This window comes from Finegoldia magna ATCC 53516 (genome assembly GCF_000159695.1).
GTDB lineage: Bacteria > Bacillota > Clostridia > Tissierellales > Peptoniphilaceae > Finegoldia > Finegoldia magna_F.
Genome location: NZ_CM000955.1, coordinates 724,957 through 741,339, shown reverse-complemented (window position 1 = coordinate 741,339; position 16,383 = coordinate 724,957). Strand labels below are relative to the sequence as shown.

17 protein-coding genes and 1 pseudogene are annotated in these 16,383 nt (G+C 32.3%); all 18 read left to right on the top strand.

Annotated elements, in window-relative coordinates; genetic code table 11:
• The first annotated feature begins 120 nt into the window (after positions 1–120).
• The 18 genes and pseudogenes from hpf to thyX all read left to right on the top strand — a co-directional run bounded on the left by hpf (position 121) and on the right by thyX (position 16,373).
• A complete protein-coding gene (gene hpf / locus HMPREF0391_RS03420) occupies positions 121–660 on the top strand; it encodes a ribosome hibernation-promoting factor, HPF/YfiA family (protein WP_002835478.1) in 540 nt (179 codons plus the stop codon).
• Between the two features lie 69 nt (positions 661–729).
• The gene (locus HMPREF0391_RS03415) at positions 730–993 is read left to right on the top strand and encodes a hypothetical protein (protein WP_002835476.1); all 264 of its coding nucleotides are present in this window, start codon (positions 730–732) and stop codon (positions 991–993) included.
• Positions 994–1,002: 9 nt separating this feature from the next.
• A complete protein-coding gene (gene deoD, locus HMPREF0391_RS03410; RefSeq protein WP_002835475.1) occupies positions 1,003–1,707 on the top strand; it encodes a purine-nucleoside phosphorylase in 705 nt (234 codons plus the stop codon).
• 1 nt (position 1,708) lies between these two features.
• The gene (gene deoC / locus HMPREF0391_RS03405; RefSeq protein WP_035109262.1) at positions 1,709–2,350 is read left to right on the top strand and encodes a deoxyribose-phosphate aldolase; all 642 of its coding nucleotides are present in this window, start codon (positions 1,709–1,711) and stop codon (positions 2,348–2,350) included.
• Positions 2,351–2,401: 51 nt separating this feature from the next.
• Positions 2,402–3,193 carry a histidinol-phosphatase HisJ family protein gene (locus tag HMPREF0391_RS03400; protein ID WP_002835473.1) on the top strand — a complete coding sequence of 264 codons (792 nt, stop codon included), beginning with the start codon at positions 2,402–2,404 and terminating at the stop codon, positions 3,191–3,193.
• Complete coding sequence (locus tag HMPREF0391_RS03395) at positions 3,193–4,134, top strand: 2-hydroxyacid dehydrogenase family protein (protein ID WP_002835472.1); 942 nt, start codon at positions 3,193–3,195, stop codon at positions 4,132–4,134. Before HMPREF0391_RS03400 ends, HMPREF0391_RS03395 begins: the two co-directional genes overlap by 1 nt.
• A gap of 59 nt (positions 4,135–4,193) precedes the next feature.
• Positions 4,194–5,486 carry a hypothetical protein gene (locus HMPREF0391_RS03390; RefSeq protein WP_002835470.1) on the top strand — a complete coding sequence of 431 codons (1,293 nt, stop codon included), beginning with the start codon at positions 4,194–4,196 and terminating at the stop codon, positions 5,484–5,486.
• A gap of 2 nt (positions 5,487–5,488) precedes the next feature.
• Complete coding sequence (locus HMPREF0391_RS03385; RefSeq protein WP_002835469.1) at positions 5,489–6,508, top strand: YveK family protein; 1,020 nt, start codon at positions 5,489–5,491, stop codon at positions 6,506–6,508.
• 83 nt (positions 6,509–6,591) lie between these two features.
• The gene (locus HMPREF0391_RS03380) at positions 6,592–7,245 is read left to right on the top strand and encodes a Crp/Fnr family transcriptional regulator (RefSeq protein WP_002835468.1); all 654 of its coding nucleotides are present in this window, start codon (positions 6,592–6,594) and stop codon (positions 7,243–7,245) included.
• An 88-nt stretch (positions 7,246–7,333) separates the two neighbouring features.
• Entirely contained in the window at positions 7,334–8,995 is a 1,662-nt protein-coding gene (gene hcp / locus HMPREF0391_RS03375) for a hydroxylamine reductase (protein WP_002835467.1), read from the top strand.
• A 402-nt stretch (positions 8,996–9,397) separates the two neighbouring features.
• On the top strand, positions 9,398–10,108 hold the full coding sequence (locus HMPREF0391_RS09575; protein WP_329503267.1) for an IS110 family transposase: 711 nt from the start codon (positions 9,398–9,400) through the stop codon (positions 10,106–10,108).
• Between the two features lie 18 nt (positions 10,109–10,126).
• A pseudogene (locus HMPREF0391_RS09570) lies at positions 10,127–10,291 on the top strand (transposase); the annotation flags it as partial.
• Positions 10,292–10,315: 24 nt separating this feature from the next.
• Complete coding sequence (locus HMPREF0391_RS09565; RefSeq protein ID WP_002835465.1) at positions 10,316–10,498, top strand: hypothetical protein; 183 nt, start codon at positions 10,316–10,318, stop codon at positions 10,496–10,498.
• 217 nt (positions 10,499–10,715) lie between these two features.
• A complete protein-coding gene (locus tag HMPREF0391_RS03360; protein ID WP_002835464.1) occupies positions 10,716–11,261 on the top strand; it encodes a GNAT family N-acetyltransferase in 546 nt (181 codons plus the stop codon).
• 1 nt (position 11,262) lies between these two features.
• Positions 11,263–12,660 carry an MATE family efflux transporter gene (locus HMPREF0391_RS03355; protein WP_002835462.1) on the top strand — a complete coding sequence of 466 codons (1,398 nt, stop codon included), beginning with the start codon at positions 11,263–11,265 and terminating at the stop codon, positions 12,658–12,660.
• Between the two features lie 85 nt (positions 12,661–12,745).
• Positions 12,746–14,215 carry a glutamate--tRNA ligase gene (gene gltX / locus HMPREF0391_RS03350; protein ID WP_035109260.1) on the top strand — a complete coding sequence of 490 codons (1,470 nt, stop codon included), beginning with the start codon at positions 12,746–12,748 and terminating at the stop codon, positions 14,213–14,215.
• An 8-nt stretch (positions 14,216–14,223) separates the two neighbouring features.
• A complete protein-coding gene (gene cysS, locus HMPREF0391_RS03345; protein ID WP_002835460.1) occupies positions 14,224–15,612 on the top strand; it encodes a cysteine--tRNA ligase in 1,389 nt (462 codons plus the stop codon).
• Positions 15,612–16,373 carry an FAD-dependent thymidylate synthase gene (thyX, locus tag HMPREF0391_RS03340; RefSeq protein ID WP_002835459.1) on the top strand — a complete coding sequence of 254 codons (762 nt, stop codon included), beginning with the start codon at positions 15,612–15,614 and terminating at the stop codon, positions 16,371–16,373. Before cysS ends, thyX begins: the two co-directional genes overlap by 1 nt.
• Positions 16,374–16,383 lie beyond the last annotated feature (10 nt).

Sequence of the window (16,383 nt, the reverse complement as noted above, 5' to 3'; positions counted from 1 at the left end):
GGGAAGTTTTTTTGATTTTTTAAATTTAGTGATTAGTATCGTTTGCAAAAATGTAAATTGGGTATATATAGAATAAGAAAATAAGAAATTATTTCTTAATTCATAAACAGGAGGAATTTTATGAAACTTAATTATGTAACAAAAGATATCAAATTGACTGATGATTTGAAACAAATGGCAGAATCTAAATTACACAAGTTAGATAAATATTTCCATGACGAACAACAAGCTCGTGTAGTATTCAAAAAAGAAAAGGACAAAGCGAGAGTTGAAGTCACTATGATTTTAGATAAAGGAGTTGTTTTAAGAGCTGAAGAATCAAACGAAGATATTAAAACAGCTATCGACAAAGTTGAAGATGCGTTAGCAAGACAAATAAGAAAACACAAAACAAAATTACAAAAGAGATTTACAGAAAGTAATTCGATAAGATTTGAAGCTGTTGAAGAAAACAACGACAAAGAAATCCCAATAGGTGCAATCGTTAAGACAAAAGAATTCGGAATCAAACCAATGGATAAGGAAGAAGCTATCATGCAAATGGAATTAATCGATCATGATTTCTTCGTATTCTTGGATTCAAAAACAAATAATGTAAATGTTGTTTATAAGAGAAAAGATGGCAACTACGGATTGTTAGTTCCAGGATTTGAAAAATAGCAAAAATGTTCAAATTGATGATATAATAAGAGAGAAACAAGATTTCTCTCTTATTTGATTTGAGAGAATATGAAAATAGAATTAAGCGAAAAATTAAAAGCATATTGCAATCAAAAATCTAAGCAAAAAATTTTGTTGTACATGGGACAAAGTCCTTGCTGCACAATTGCAGAAGCCAAATACTACGCCAAATTTATTTCAAAATCACCACATTTGAAAGAGGTGAATGTTGATGGGATTAGCGTGTATTATGAAACGTACATTGAAAATTACTTGGATGATTGTCAACTAGATTTGGTAAAATTTTTGAATATGATTATAGTAAATTATTAGGAGGTTATTATGTCAACACCACATATCGAAGCGAAAAAAGGAGATATCGCAAAAACAGTTTTATTGCCAGGAGATCCATTGAGAGCGAAATTTATCGCAGATAATTTCTTGGAAGATGTAAAACAATTCAATGCAGTTAGAAATATGTTCGGATACACTGGGAAATACAAAGGCAAAGAAATTTCTGTTATGGGAACTGGAATGGGAATTCCATCTATAGGAATTTATTCTTACGAACTTATCAACGAATACGGAGTTGAAAATCTTATCAGAATCGGTTCAGCGGGAGCTTACAGCAAAGACCTTGATTTATACGATGTCGTAATAGCAATGGGAAGTTGTTCAGATTCCAACTTTGCTCACCAATTTGATTTGGAAGGAACTTTTTCTGCGATTTGCGATTATGATTTGTTGAGAAAAGCAGTAAATGTTGCAGAAGAAAAAAACATCGACGTTCACGTTGGAAATGTATTCTCTGCAGATATTTTCTACAATCAAAAATCAGAAGAATGGAAAAAATGGGAAAAAATGGGCGTGTTAGCAGTTGAAATGGAAAGTTACGGATTGTATTTGACAGCAAAAGCAAACAACGCAAGAGCTTTGACTATTTTGACAATTTCTGACTCATTCCATTCAGACAAGCAAACTACTCCTGAAGAAAGACAAACATCATTTACAAAAATGATGGAAATCGCATTGGAATTGGGTGAATAATATGGAATTAAATAAATATATCGACCACACTTTATTAAAAGCAGATGCAACATCAGCTGACATCAAAAAAATCTGTGATGAAGCAATCAAATACGATTTTAAAAGCGTGTGCGTAAATTCTTGCTATACATCTTTCGTTAAAAAGTCTTTGGAAAATTCAAGCGTTTTGGTGTGCACTGTTGTGGGATTTCCACTTGGTGCTATGAGTATCAAATCAAAAGCTTTTGAAGCAAAGACTGCTATCGAAGATGGAGCAGATGAAATCGACATGGTTATCAATATCGGCAAATTAAAAGAACAAGATTATGATTATGTCGAAAAAGACATCCAAGCTGTAAGAGATGCTACAAAAGGAAAAGTTTTGAAAGTAATCATCGAAACTTGTTTATTAACTGATGAAGAAAAGAAAAAAGTTTGCGAAATTTCTGTAAAATGCGGCGCTGATTTCGTGAAGACTTCTACAGGTTTTTCAACAGGCGGAGCAAAAGTAGAAGATGTCAAATTGATGAAAGATACTGTTGGAGACAAAGCTATGGTAAAAGCAAGTGGTGGAATTCATTCTAGAGAAGAAGCTTTATCTATGATAGAAAATGGAGCAGATAGAATCGGAGCATCAAGCGGTATTAAAATAGTAGAAGGATAATTGTAAAAGATGCTAGTTATTTAGCATCTTTTCGTTCATTTAAGGAGTAATATGTATTATAGAGATCAACATTGTCATACGGAATTTTCATTCGATAGTAAAGAAAAATTTGAGAATTATTTGAAGCTTGTCAAAGGTGACATTATCACCACCGAACACTTGGATTATGGATTTACCTATAATGATGGTAGAGTTGAGGATGTGGACATTGATTACGACAAATACGTAAAAGTGATTGAAGAACACAACCAAAAAAGTTCACAAAAAATCTTAAAAGGAATAGAAATAGGTTACACAACTGAGAATTTGGAAAAAATCAAAAACACTGTGAACAGCAGAGATTATGACATTCAACTTTTGTCAGTTCATCAATTCAATGGTAAAGATTTTATGAATCCAAAGCCAGAAGATTACTCTCAAAGAGAGTTTCTTACAAATTATTTTGAAAAAATGCTGGAAGCTGTGAATAATTTCAAAGATTTTGACGTGTTAACACACATTGATTATGCATTAAGACTTAATAAATTGGAATCTAAAAATATGGATATTGTGGATGAATTTTTGACAAAAGTTTTTGCAGAACTCATTAATGATGAAAAAGCATTGGAGCTTAACACAAGAAGTGTGTATCAATACGACAACATAGAATATTACACATTTGCGCTCAAAAAATACGTAAAAATGAAGGGCAAATTATTCTCAGTTGGTAGCGATGCGCACTTTGAAAATTATTACAGATATCACTTTGATGATGCTTTCAAATTATTAAAAAGCGTAGATGCAAAGTATTTGGCGATGTTTGAAAATAGAAAAATGACTACGATAAGAATGGAGGATATGTAATGAAAGTTTTGATTACTAATAGAATCCCTGAAGAAATTATAAAAAAATACGAAGAGAATTTTGAAGTAGATTATCACGATAGTTTGGACTTTTTGTCAAAAGAAGAATTGAAAACTAGAATAAAAGATGTCGAAGGATTAGTGTGTCCTTTGAGTGAAAAAATCGATTCAGAAATTATCGATGCAGCTAAAAATTTGAAAATAATTGCAAATTATGGCGCTGGTTTTGATAATGTTGACATTGATTACGCAAAAGAAAAAGGAATAATTGTCACAAACGCACCTGCATCTGCATCTACAAAATCAACTGCAGAATTGACTTTTGGTTTGATGATAGATCTACTCAGAAATATTACCAAGATGAATTCTGATTGCTATGATAATTCATTTGAAGGATGGAAGCCTGTGTATGGTTTGGGAGAAACATTGGAAGGGAAAACTTTGGGAATAATTGGACTTGGAAGAATTGGAACTGAAGTTATGAGAAAAGCCAAAGCTTTCGATATGAATGTGATATTCTACAATCGTAGCAAAAAAGAAGTTGATGGGGCAAAGCAAGTAGATTTAAATTATTTACTTGAAAACAGTGACGTAATAACTTTACACACAGCTTATAGCGAAAAATTACATCACTTAATAGATGCAAAAGCATTCTCAAAAATGAAAAAATCAGCATATCTTATCAACGCATCGCGTGGAAAAGTTATAAGCGAACAAGATTTGATAAATGCATTAAATGATGGAGAAATTGCTGGTTGTGCATTGGATGTGTACGAATTTGAACCCAAAATTTCAGAAGATTTGAGAAATGCCAAGAATATTTTATTGGCTCCTCATTTGGGAAATGCCACTAAGCTTGCGAGAGTTCAAATGGGTGAATTTACTTTTGACAATATTATGCAATTTAAAAACGGAGAAATCCCTAAAAATAAAGTAAATTAGTTTATTATCGCGTTTAATTATGGTATACTAATTTAGTAAAAAAATGAAAAGGGGAATTTATGACTGATGATATAAAAGCATTGTTCCAATCAAAAGGGTTTTTTGTGTTCTTATCATTGATGTTTAAATTGTTTTTAGATTTGAGTTATTCTTATGCAATAAGTCCGTTGTTTTCGTACATGGGGCTTGTGAACAATTTAAATATTTACAAATTGATAGAATCCTACGCTTTGGTTGTGATAATGTGTTATACGATAAGGCATAAAGTAGAGAGGGTCAGTGATTTTTATCTGATGCTATTTTATGTTTTGATAATCATACCATGTTTAAATATATATCCTTATAAGGATTTCTCCAGATTATATATGTACATGTTGATAGCATCGTTTTATACTATGCAAATTTTCGCTAATTCACCGAAATTGAGGTTATCTTTTTCGGATAAAAAAATCAACGAAAATTTCATAGTTTATGCTTTTGCACTGGTGGGAATATTGATGTTTGCTTGGATAATAATGCGAGGCGGACTAAAATATTTGAATTTCGATTTTAGAAAAGTTTACGACACTAGAAGGGAAATCGCGGAAGTAATCTTTCCGGGACCATTTGCATATTTTATGAACTGGTATGGTAAAATTATCAACCCAACTTTGTTGGTGTTCTGCCTTTGGGATAGAAAAAAATTAGGAACTGTAATCACATTGATTTGCCAAGTATTTTTCTTTGGATTTACTTCACATAAGTCAATGCTGTTTTATCCTGTACTGGTAATTTTTATAGCTATCGTAAAGGGAAACAAATACACTGGGAATTTAATGACTATGGGACTAGCAGGGCTTACATTTTTGTGCTTAGCTTTTTATTTGATAACTGACAATTGGCAACCGATAAGTGTAATTGTAAGACGTGTTTTCATGGTAACTGCAGATAATCATTTCAGATATTACGATGCATTCAAAAATATTGATTTCGTGTATTTGACAGACAAATCTTGGGTATTTGGAGGAAAATTGTATCCATATAATTATCCAATCCAAGCATTGATTTCGATGATTTATTACGGTCATCCAAATACTTGGGTAAACACTGGATTCATTGCAAATGGATACGCTAACTTTGGTTTTTACGGAATGTTATCTTATTCTGCAATAACTGGTTGGTTAATTGGAATTATGGATGAAATCTCATACAAAAAAATGCCTTTGTGGGTAGCAATAGCAATAACTATTGTGCCTATGTTCAATCTTATTAGTGTAGATTTACTTACAGGACTTCTATATCACGGATTGATTATGAGCATAGTTTTAATGTGGTTATTGAGTAAAAGAGATAAAAAAGTTAAGGAGATATAAACTTGGAAGAATTAAATTTAAAAGAAGCGTGGCAAGCAATACTTAGAAAATTGCCACACATTATAATAATAATGCTTGTGTGTGCGTTATTGACAAATGTTTTTAATAATGTTTTGGGAAAGGACTCTTACTCATCAAAGGTTTCAATAATGGTGGGGAGTCCAGAAGATTTTGAAAAAGAAGGAGCAGTTGTTTCCAAAGTAGACGCAATGATTAATACACAATTGGTTTCAAATGTTGAACAATTGATTAAATCAAATTCTGTTTTGGATACAGTAGCAGAAAAAGTAGGAAATGGCGTTAGCTCTTCTGATTTAAGGAAAGATTTGAAAGTAAAAAGCGTTCCATCTACATCAATTATTGAAATGGAATATTCAAGTGAAAGCGCCGAACAAACTAACAAAGTATTGGAAGAATCATTAAAAGCTATTACAGATTTGACTAAAAAAACGATGAAAAAAGATAACATTCAAGTCGTTGATGCACCTAATGCCAAGAAGAAAATCAAACAACTTGTCAATAAAATGGACACAGCAATAGGATTGTTCTTGGGAATGTTAATAGGTCTAGCATATGCATTCGCTTCTTATTACAAAGATCCTAATATTTTCAGCAAAGAACAATTGCAAAACAAATTGGGACTTGAAACAGTTAGCGTACTTTCAAATGATTACAATGAAAATTCAAATAGCGCATTGAGTTTGTTGAACAGAAGAATAGATAGTTTTGATAATGTTGGTGTGTTTAGTTTTGATCAAAACACAGCAAATTTAGCTAAGGCATACAATTCAAATTTCGATAAGAAAATTACAGCTGTAAGTCCAATTTCGGAAAAAGTAGACCTTACAGATTTGACAAAAGACATTCAAAACGCAATCGTACTTTACAAGAAAGACGATTCAAGATTAGGAGAAATCAAAAACACATTGGAAGCAATAAAATCGTTGGGAATTAATCCAATAGCAGCAGTTGAAATCTCCAAATACAATTCAGACGACAAAAAATATTTACCATACGCTTAAAACCAAACGCATTAGAATGAAAATTCTGATGCGTTTTTTGTTGTACATAAAAAATTATTGGGTATAAAAATAATGGTGATTAAATGATAAATTCAAAACTTTTTAAAAATTTTACAGAAGAAGAATTTAAACAATTTCTTATTGAATCAAATTCAATAATAAACAAATACAACAAAAATTCGTACGTATTTTCCCCTGGAGATATTTGCAATAAAATCTACGTTCTGAAAAGCGGAAAGCTTAGTCTTGAAAAGACGGATATTAATGGGAAAAACACTGTCGTGAATATTTTCAAAAATCATGGGGAAGTAATGGCTGAGGTGTATTCGTATTTGAATAAAATCAGCGATTTTACATTAGTGTGCAACACTGATTGCGAAATTCTTGAAATTCCTGTAAGTTTTTTCGATATATCTGAAAGCTCCACTTCGATTAAAAATAAAATTATGACTAATCTTATAAAGATTCTTGCAGAAAAAGCATTTTTCTTAAATAGCAAGGTAAGATTGTTGTCTAGTTTTTCGTTGAGGCAAAAAATCGCAACTTTTTTAATTCAAACAGAAAAAAAAGACGTATCAAACACGGAAATGACAAGGCAACAGATGGCAGATTTTATGGCTACGACCAGACCTTCATTATCAAGGGAATTATTGAGCATGGAGGATAGTGGTCTTATTGAATTAAACGGATCTGAAATTAAAATTAAAAACAGAGAAGAATTGGAAAACTTATTGTAATGAACAAATGTAACTTATGTTACAGAAAACTATACTTTTGAATAAGTATAATTAAGGCATAAGACAGAATAAATCAGGAGGAAAGAAAATGGAAAAAACTATTGAAAAAAATGAAGAAATGTTTTGTTATCAATGTCAAGAAACAGCAAAAAACATCGCATGTACAAAAAAAGGGGTTTGCGGTAAAACATCAGATGTAGCAAACATCGAAGACTTGCTTGTTTGGGTTACAAAAGGGTTAGGCGAAATCCTAACTAGAATGAGAAAAGAAAACAAAGATATCTCTAATTTACATTCTTATGTCAACAATAATTTGTTTACTACAATTACAAACGCAAACTTCCACTATGAAGATTTGTTAGAAAAAGTAAAAGAAACTATCGATTTGAACCAAAAATTAATCGAAGGCTTAGATGACAAAGAAAACTTGTCAAAGGCAGCTTTGTATAACGAAAAAGACGATGATGAATTAAAATTGAAATCACAAATTATCGGCGTGTTGAATACTTTGGATGACGATAAGAGAAGTCTTAGAGAACTTATTACTTACGGATTGAAGGGAATGGCAGCCTACAATAGACACGCTAATGTTTTGGGAAAATTCGATGAAAATGTAGACGAATTTATGGAAAATACTTTAGCAAAATTAATGGACGATAGTTTGTCCGTAGAAGATTTGATAGCTCTTACATTAGAAACTGGATCAAATGGTGCAGCAGCAATGGCTCTTTTGGATAGTGCAAATACATCTGCTTACGGAAATCCAGAAATTTCAGAAGTAAACATCGGTGTTAGAAACAATCCTGCTATTTTGATTTCAGGTCATGATTTGAAAGATATGGAAATGCTTTTGGAACAAACTCAAAACACAGGAGTAGATGTATACACTCACAGTGAAATGTTACCTGCAAATTATTATCCAGCTTTCAAAAAATACGATAATTTCGTGGGAAATTACGGAAACTCTTGGTGGCTACAAGACAAGGAATTCGAATCATTTAATGGTCCAATCTTGATGACTACTAACTGTATAATTCCACCAAAAGATTCTTACAAAGACAGAGTATTCACAACTGGTGTTGCAGCATATCCTGGAATGAAACACATTGTAGCAGATGAAAATGGTCACAAAGATTTCTCAGAAATTATAGAACTTGCAAAAAAATGTGAATCTCCAAAAGAAATTGAACACGGAAAAATCGTCGGTGGATTTGCACACAATCAAGTATTAGCTTTGGCAGACAAAGTTGTTGAAGCAGTTAAAAATGGAGACATTCAACAATTTGTAGTAATGGCTGGTTGTGATGGAAGACAAAAAGGTAGAAATTATTACGAAGATTTCGCAAAAGCATTGCCTGATGACACAATTATTTTGACTGCTGGTTGTGCAAAATACAGATACAACAAATTAAACCTAGGAGATATCAATGGAATTCCAAGAGTATTAGATGCAGGTCAATGCAACGACTCATATTCATTAGTTGTCATAGCCCAAGCTTTACAAGAAGCTTTTGGTCTTGATGATATCAACGATTTACCAATTAGCTACAACATCGCATGGTACGAACAAAAAGCAGTAATCGTACTACTTGCACTTTTGAGCTTAGGCGTTAAAAATATTCATCTTGGACCAACTCTTCCTGCATTCCTATCTCCAAATGTAGCCAATGTTTTGGTAGAAAATTTTGGAATTGCTCCAATAGGAGAAGTTGATGAAGATATGGAAAAATTTGGAATTAAAACAAAATAATTCGTGAAAATTCATTTAATTAAGAGTCCGAAAGGGCTCTTTTTAGTACCATAAATAGTGTAAGAAAGGAAGTAATTCCTATCTTGCACTATTTTTGTATAATGAAGAAGTAGTATGACGAGGCTCTTTTAGGGTTGAAACATCCGCCATTAAAACTGTCAACTACCTTTTCATTATTCATATTCGGTTAAGCAGGTTGGGCAAAACGTCCGTGTCACAAGCTAAAAAGAGTGTAATGGTGCAGGTAGAAACTACAAAATAATAAGAAAGAAGGGAAATTATGATATCTGTAGGAATAGACATATCAAAAGAAAAAATAACAGTTTGTGCATTAGAACAAGGGAACAAAATAATTTGGAAACCCTATGATGTTTCTCTAAAAAAACAAAAGTAGAAGAATTAATAGAGAAACTAGAAAAATTAAAAGAAGAAGTAAAAATAACAATGGAAGCAACAGGAAAATATCATCTACCAATACTTTATGAATTAAAAGATAGAGGATACTTTGTAACAGTAATAAATCCATTAAAAATGAAACAATATTGTCGAGCATTAAACTTTAGAAAAGCAAAAAATGACAAGATGGATGCAAAACAAATAGCAGAATATGGACTAATGTATTGGAAAGAATTAGAAGAATACAAAGTAGATGAAGAAAACTACAGAGTCTTAAAAGAATTAAACAGAAACTACCAACATTACATGGAGCTAAGAATCGATCAAATGAACTACATAGATCAAACAATACATCAAACATTTCCAGGCATAAAAAAACTAATACTACATAATTCAGGAGACTTTTCAAAAGACAAACTCTTAGACTTTTCAGAAAAATGGTGGCATAAAGACCTAGTATTAGAAAAAACAGAAGAAGAATTTATAGAAGAATATAAAAGGTGGGCAAAAGAAAAGAGATACCATCCAAATGCAAACAAAGCAAAAGCCATTTACCAATTAGCAGAGGATAGTATCTCAACACAACCTTCCCATAACACAAAAATAGAAACAAATATCAGAGAAGGAATAAACCTGATAAAACAAATAAATCAGATTCTAAATAGAATTTTATCACAAATGATAGAAATATCCGAGCCCTTAGAAGAATATCAATAAGCAAAAAAATTCTCAGGAATATCAGAAAAATTAGCAGTACAAATAGTAGCAGAATTTGGCGACCTATCAAAATTTAAAAACAAAAAAAGCCTAATATCCTTTATAGGGATAGACGCACCACCATATGAATCAGGAAACTTTAAAGCAGATCAAAGAAAAATAAGTAAAAGAGGAAACGCAATACTAAGAAAAGTGGGCTACCAGGCAATGAAATGTATGATGAGTGCTAAAAAACCAGAAAATGAAATATATAAGTACATGATAAAAAAAGAAAAAGAAGGAAAAGCCAAAAAAGTATGTAAATTTGCAGGATTAAACAAATTCTTAAGAATCTACTATGCAAGAGTTATGGAATCAAAAGCCCAAAAACAAGAATTAAAAGTAGCATAAAATCTAAAATTACACTAAAAAAACCGATGGATTACTCTCGGCTTGTTTGCCATGCGCAAATTTAATTACTCAAGTAATCAAATAAACTGAAATTAATTTCAGGTTATGCTTGACTTTTGTTAGCAGGTTTTAATTGTAGAAATCTCAACTAAAATCGATTGACTTAAAATTTTTAAAGATATATTATTATATAGATTGAAAAATTTTGGAGATACAAATGAAGTACGAAAATTTTATTTTAAAATGTGAAGATATAGAAATAAAAGCGTTGGAAATGAAATGTTTAGATGATTTCCATGAATACGCTATTCAAGAAGAGGTGGGACCATCTGCAGGATGGAAACCACACAAATCCATCAAACAATCCAAGAAAATTCTCAAAGATTTCATCAATTCAAAGTTAGAATACGGAATTTTTCTGGATGACAAACTAATAGGAATGATTGGAGTGTACGAAGACGATTATTTGTATGAACAGCCAGAATTCGAAGATAAGACCGGGGTTGAAATTGGATATAGTTTGAACAAAAATTATTGGAATCGCGGGATTATGACGAAGGTTGTGAAGTGTTTTGTGAATCATTTGCTTGAGGATTTGGATTACGATTATATTTATTGCAGCTGTTTTGTTGAAAATAATAGAAGTACAAGGGTTATTGAAAAATGTGGGTTCAAGTTTTACGGTGAACATTTATATGAAAACTTTGATGGAACAAATAAGCTTTGCAATTATTTTTATATAGAAAATTTGAAGGAGGGATAGATTGAATTTAGCATTAAAGAAAAGTAAGTTTTTTGGGGATAAAAATTTCTACAAAGGAGTATTGGTGTTAGCAATTCCAATCATTATTCAGCAGCTTATTACATCGTTTGTAAATATGTTGGATAATATTATGGTTGGACAGACTGGAACTTTTGCGATGAGTGGAGTCTCTGTAGCGAACCAATTGATTACTGTGTTCAACTTGGCAATTTTCGGGCTTGTGTCAGCGGCTAGTATTTTTGCGGCACAATTTGCAGGTAAAAAAGATTACAAGAACGTACAAAACTGTTTGTATTTTGATGTGGTGTTATCTTTTATCGTTTCTGTGATTAGTGTGTTTATTTTCTGGGTTTTTGGCGAGAAATTATTGTATTTATTTATGAATCCAGACACGGATTCTGCAAAAAATATTGCTACGACTATGAAATTTGCACTTGATTATACCAAAATTATGACTATTGGATTTATTCCATTTGCTTTTTCGCAGTCGATTTCTTCTTCAATGAGAGTAAATGGTGAAACTAGGCTTCCGATGATAACAAGCGTGATTACGGTTTTAGTGAATTTCGTGTTCAATTTGATTTTGATTTTCGGACTTTTAGGATTTCCCGCATTGGGGCCAAAGGGTGCTGCGATTGCGACTGTTATTTCGAGATTTGTAGAACTTTCATTGTTTATTTATTTTGCGAACAAGAATAAATTAAGATTCACATTTTATTCTAATTTCTTCAAGAATTTCCACATAGATACAGGTCTTTTCAAAAACATAACTGTTGCGGGAATTCCTTTGATTATCAATGAAGTTTTGTATTCTTTGGGGATTGCTGCGATTACTCAATCTTATTCAACAAGAGGTATTGAAGCGTTGGCGGCGTACAATATTGCTCAGACAATTATAGGACTTTTCATCGTTTTTAACTTGGCGATGGGAGATTGTATTTCGATTATGGTAGGTAGACTTTTGGGAAGTGGAAATGTAGATGAGGCTGTAGACACCGACAGGAAATTAATTGTGTTTTCATTGATGTTATCACTTGTAGTTGGAATTGTGTTGATTATTTTGGCGCCGCTTTTTCCAGAATTTTACAATACAACTGATGATGTAAAATTGATGGCGACAAATATGCTTAGAGTTGGTGGAGCGTTTTTATGGATTTCTGCTTTGTACAATGCGTCATATTTTACACTCAGAAGCGGAGGCAAAACTGTATTGACTTTGCTTTTTGATTCAGTGGGAATTGTTTTGATTTCGTATCCGATTTCGTTTTTATTAGCAAAGTTTACAGATTTAAATGTCGTGTTGATGTATTTGATTATTTCTGTGATTGATTTGTACAAGGTTGTTTTGGGGTTGTATTTGGTTGGAAAGAAAATTTGGGTAAAAAATTTGGCGAAATAATTGCGTTGAGTTTATTTATAAATGCTGATTTTGGCTATTTGTGATATAATAAAATAAGTTAAATTTATTTTTTATGGGGGATATTATGAGTGAAGTAAGAGTAAGATTTGCTCCAAGTCCAACAGGATTTTTGCATATTGGTGGACTTAGAACAGCTTTATATAATTATTTGTATGCTAAAAGAAATAACGGAAAATTTCTTTTGAGAATTGAAGATACTGATAGAACTAGATATGTTGACGGTGCTATCGAAAATTTATTGGAACAATTAAAATGGGCAGGACTTGATCCAGACGAAGGTGTTGTCCTTGATGATGAAGGCAAAGTAACTGAAGTTGGTGAATGTGGCCCTTACGTTCAATCTGACAGAGTAAAACAAGGATTGTATCAAAAATATATTGACGAATTAATCGAAAAAGGTTACGCATATTATTGTTTCTGTTCAAAAGAAAGATTGGATCAAGTTAAAGCGCAACAAAAAGCAGACGGCTTGATGCCAAAATACGACGGACTTTGCAGAGGAATTAGCATTGAAGATGCTAAAAAAAGAATTGCAAATGGCGAAGAATATGTTATTAGATTGAAACTTCCTGAAAACAAAGAAATCACATTTAACGATGCGATCAAAGGTAAGATTACATTCAACACTAATGATATGGACGATCAAGTTTTGATAAAATCAGACGGATTTCCAACTTATCACTTTGCAGTTGTAGTTGACGACCATTTGATGGGAATTACTCATATTGTTCGTGGTGATGAATGGATTTCTTCAACAGCAAAGCATGTGTATATGTATCAATGTTTCGGATGGGATGTTCCAGAATTTGTTCACTTACCAGTTGTTTTGAACAAATCAGGCAAGAAATTATCCAAGAGAAATGACGACGTTGCAGTTAAAGATTTCCGTACAAAGGGATATTTACCAGAAGCTATCGACAATTATCTAGCACTAGTAGGTTGGTCAAGTGAAGATAACCAAGAAATTATGTCGATGGATGAATTGAAACAAAAATTTGATTTCAGTAGAGTTTCAAAATCCGGCGGAGTTTTCGATACAGAAAAATTAAACTGGATCAACAGACACTATATTAAAGAAATAGAAAACGAAGAATTAGCATCAATGTTAAAACCATACTTGGTTGAAGATGGTGTGATTTCGGAAGATTATCCAGATTACAAATTATTAGAAATCGCTTCATTATTCAAAGAAGAATTGGATTATTTGGCAGAGATTACTGAAAAAGTTGAATTCTTGTTCAAGGATTACGAAATGGATGATGATGCTAAGGAATTCTTAAACTACGAAAAATTAGACGAATTAATGAATGCATTAAAAGAAGAAATCGAATCAGTTGATGAAATCGAAAAAGAATTTGCATCAGGGATTATGAAGAGAGTTCAAAAGAAAACTGGAATCAAGGGTAAGGATTTGTGGATGACTACAAGAGCTGTGGTTACTGGAAATGTTCACGGACCAGACTTGGATTCTATTATGGTAGTTTTAGGAAAACAAGAAGTTTTAGATAGGATAAACAAAGCTTTAAATAGATAGGAGAAGATATGAAGTTATACAATACACTGACACGAAAAAAGGAAGAATTTAAACCAATAAAAGAAAAAAATGTCGGTATATACGTATGTGGCCCTACTGTTTATAATTATATTCACGTTGGAAATGCAAGACCGATTGTGGTATTTGATACTTTGCGAAGATATTTTATTTACAAAGGATATAATGTTAAATTTGTAAGCAACTTCACTGATATCGACGACAAAATTATCAATAAAGCAAAAGATGAAGATATAGATTTCAGAGAAATCACTAAGAAATACATTCAAGCTTACTTGGATAATGTTTCAGGACTTAATTTCGATGAAGAAGACACAATCCACCCAAAAGCTACTGAATATATCGATGAGATGATTAAATTCGTTAAAACTTTGGAAGACAAAGGTGCAGCTTATAATGTGGATGGCAATGTGTACTTTGATATCACAAAGGCAAAAGACTACGGCAAATTATCTAAGAAAAATATAGATGATTTACGTGCTGGTGCGAGGATAGATGTCAACAGCGAAAAGAAAAATCCAATGGATTTTGCTTTGTGGAAAAAGAGAAAAGAAGAAAGTGAACCGGCTTGGGAAAGTCCCTGGGGAATGGGAAGACCTGGTTGGCACTTGGAATGCTCTGTAATGAGTAAATCAATTTTGGGTGACACTATTGACATTCACGCCGGTGGAGAAGATTTGCAATTTCCACACCACGAAAATGAAATCGCACAATCAGAAACATGCACTGGGGCTCACTTTGCAAATTATTGGCTACACAACTCAATGATAACTGTAGACAAGGAAAAAATGAGCAAATCAAAGAATAATTTCTTTTTGTTAAAGGACATAGAAAAGGAATTTGATTTGGAAGTTATCAGATTGTGGTTGTTATCAGTTCACTACAGAAATCCAATTGATTTTAGTCACGACACATTAGTAGCTACGAAAAATTCTCTTGAAAGATTGTACACGGCGAAGAAGTTCTTGAACAGAATTTTAGAAAATTCTTCTGAAAAAGAAGGAAGTGATGATAACATACAATCATTCAGAGAAAAATTCGAACAAGCTATGGACGATGACATCAACACATCAGATGCAATTAGTGTATTGTTTGATTTTATTAAATATATCAACAAAAATTACGATGAAAATACATCGAAAAACATCTTAACTGAAGCTAAGAAATTGATGGATGATATTTCTTATGTTTTGGGAATTTTATTCAAAGAAGAAGACGATGATTTGGATTCTGAAATTGAAGATTTGATTGAACAAAGAAATGCTGCTAGAAAAGAAAAAGACTTCAAAAAGGCAGACGAAATAAGAGACAAACTCTTATCTATGGGAATTGTGTTGAAAGACACAAGAGATGGAGTTATATGGGAGAGAAGTAATTAATGAAGGTTAATCTAATTAGATACACTCCTGATGCACAAAAACTTGTCGCATCAAGTGCAAAACTTTGCTATTCAGATAGTTCTGTTATGGAGATTGAAGAAGGACTAACTGAGGAAAATGTAGAAAATTTTATAGACAAATTAATGGATTTGGGGCACATGTCACCAGTCGAACACATTAGTTTTACTTTTGCAATTGAGGGTGTATCTAGAACTTTGACCCACCAATTGGTCAGACACAGATTAGCGAGTTTCTCTCAAAAATCACAACGATATGTGAGAGCGAATAATTACGAGTATATTATTCCTCCCAAAATAAAAAACAATCCAAAGGCTTTAGAAATTTACGAAAACCACATGAAACACACGATTGATGCTTACAACGATTTGACAGAAATTCTGATACAAGAAGAATACGACAAATTAATCGAATCTGGAGTTGATGAGAAAAAAGCAAAATCAATGTCAGAAAAAAGTTCCATTGAAGATGCAAGATACGTGTTTTCAAATGCTACTGAGACAAAAATTGTCATGACAATGAATGCACGTGAACTGTTGCATTTCTTTGAAGCTAGATGTTGTCAAAGAGCGCAATGGGAAATCAGGGAAATGGCGACACTAATGCTTATCGAAGCGAAAAAAGTGTGTCCACAAATTTTCAAAAAAGCTGGGCCAGGTTGTGTTAAAGGAAGTTGTCCAGAAGGCAAGATGACTTGTGGAAAAATAAAAGAAGTTAGAGAATATTTTAATAGCCTTGACTAATTAGGAGATA

Bases quoted from the DNA above. Each gene is read 5' to 3' on its own strand.
- hpf (WP_002835478.1), top strand. From the start codon at position 121: ATGAAACTTAATTATGTAACAAAAGATATCAAATTGACTGATGATTTG.
- HMPREF0391_RS03415 (WP_002835476.1), top strand. From the start codon at position 730: ATGAAAATAGAATTAAGCGAAAAATTAAAAGCATATTGCAATCAAAAA.
- deoD (WP_002835475.1), top strand. From the start codon at position 1,003: ATGTCAACACCACATATCGAAGCGAAAAAAGGAGATATCGCAAAAACA.
- deoC (WP_035109262.1), top strand. From the start codon at position 1,709: ATGGAATTAAATAAATATATCGACCACACTTTATTAAAAGCAGATGCA.
- HMPREF0391_RS03400 (WP_002835473.1), top strand. From the start codon at position 2,402: ATGTATTATAGAGATCAACATTGTCATACGGAATTTTCATTCGATAGT.
- HMPREF0391_RS03395 (WP_002835472.1), top strand. From the start codon at position 3,193: ATGAAAGTTTTGATTACTAATAGAATCCCTGAAGAAATTATAAAAAAA.
- HMPREF0391_RS03390 (WP_002835470.1), top strand. From the start codon at position 4,194: ATGACTGATGATATAAAAGCATTGTTCCAATCAAAAGGGTTTTTTGTG.
- HMPREF0391_RS03380 (WP_002835468.1), top strand. From the start codon at position 6,592: ATGATAAATTCAAAACTTTTTAAAAATTTTACAGAAGAAGAATTTAAA.
- hcp (WP_002835467.1), top strand. From the start codon at position 7,334: ATGGAAAAAACTATTGAAAAAAATGAAGAAATGTTTTGTTATCAATGT.
- HMPREF0391_RS09565 (WP_002835465.1), top strand. From the start codon at position 10,316: ATGAAATGTATGATGAGTGCTAAAAAACCAGAAAATGAAATATATAAG.
- HMPREF0391_RS03360 (WP_002835464.1), top strand. From the start codon at position 10,716: ATGAAGTACGAAAATTTTATTTTAAAATGTGAAGATATAGAAATAAAA.
- gltX (WP_035109260.1), top strand. From the start codon at position 12,746: ATGAGTGAAGTAAGAGTAAGATTTGCTCCAAGTCCAACAGGATTTTTG.
- cysS (WP_002835460.1), top strand. From the start codon at position 14,224: ATGAAGTTATACAATACACTGACACGAAAAAAGGAAGAATTTAAACCA.
- thyX (WP_002835459.1), top strand. From the start codon at position 15,612: ATGAAGGTTAATCTAATTAGATACACTCCTGATGCACAAAAACTTGTC.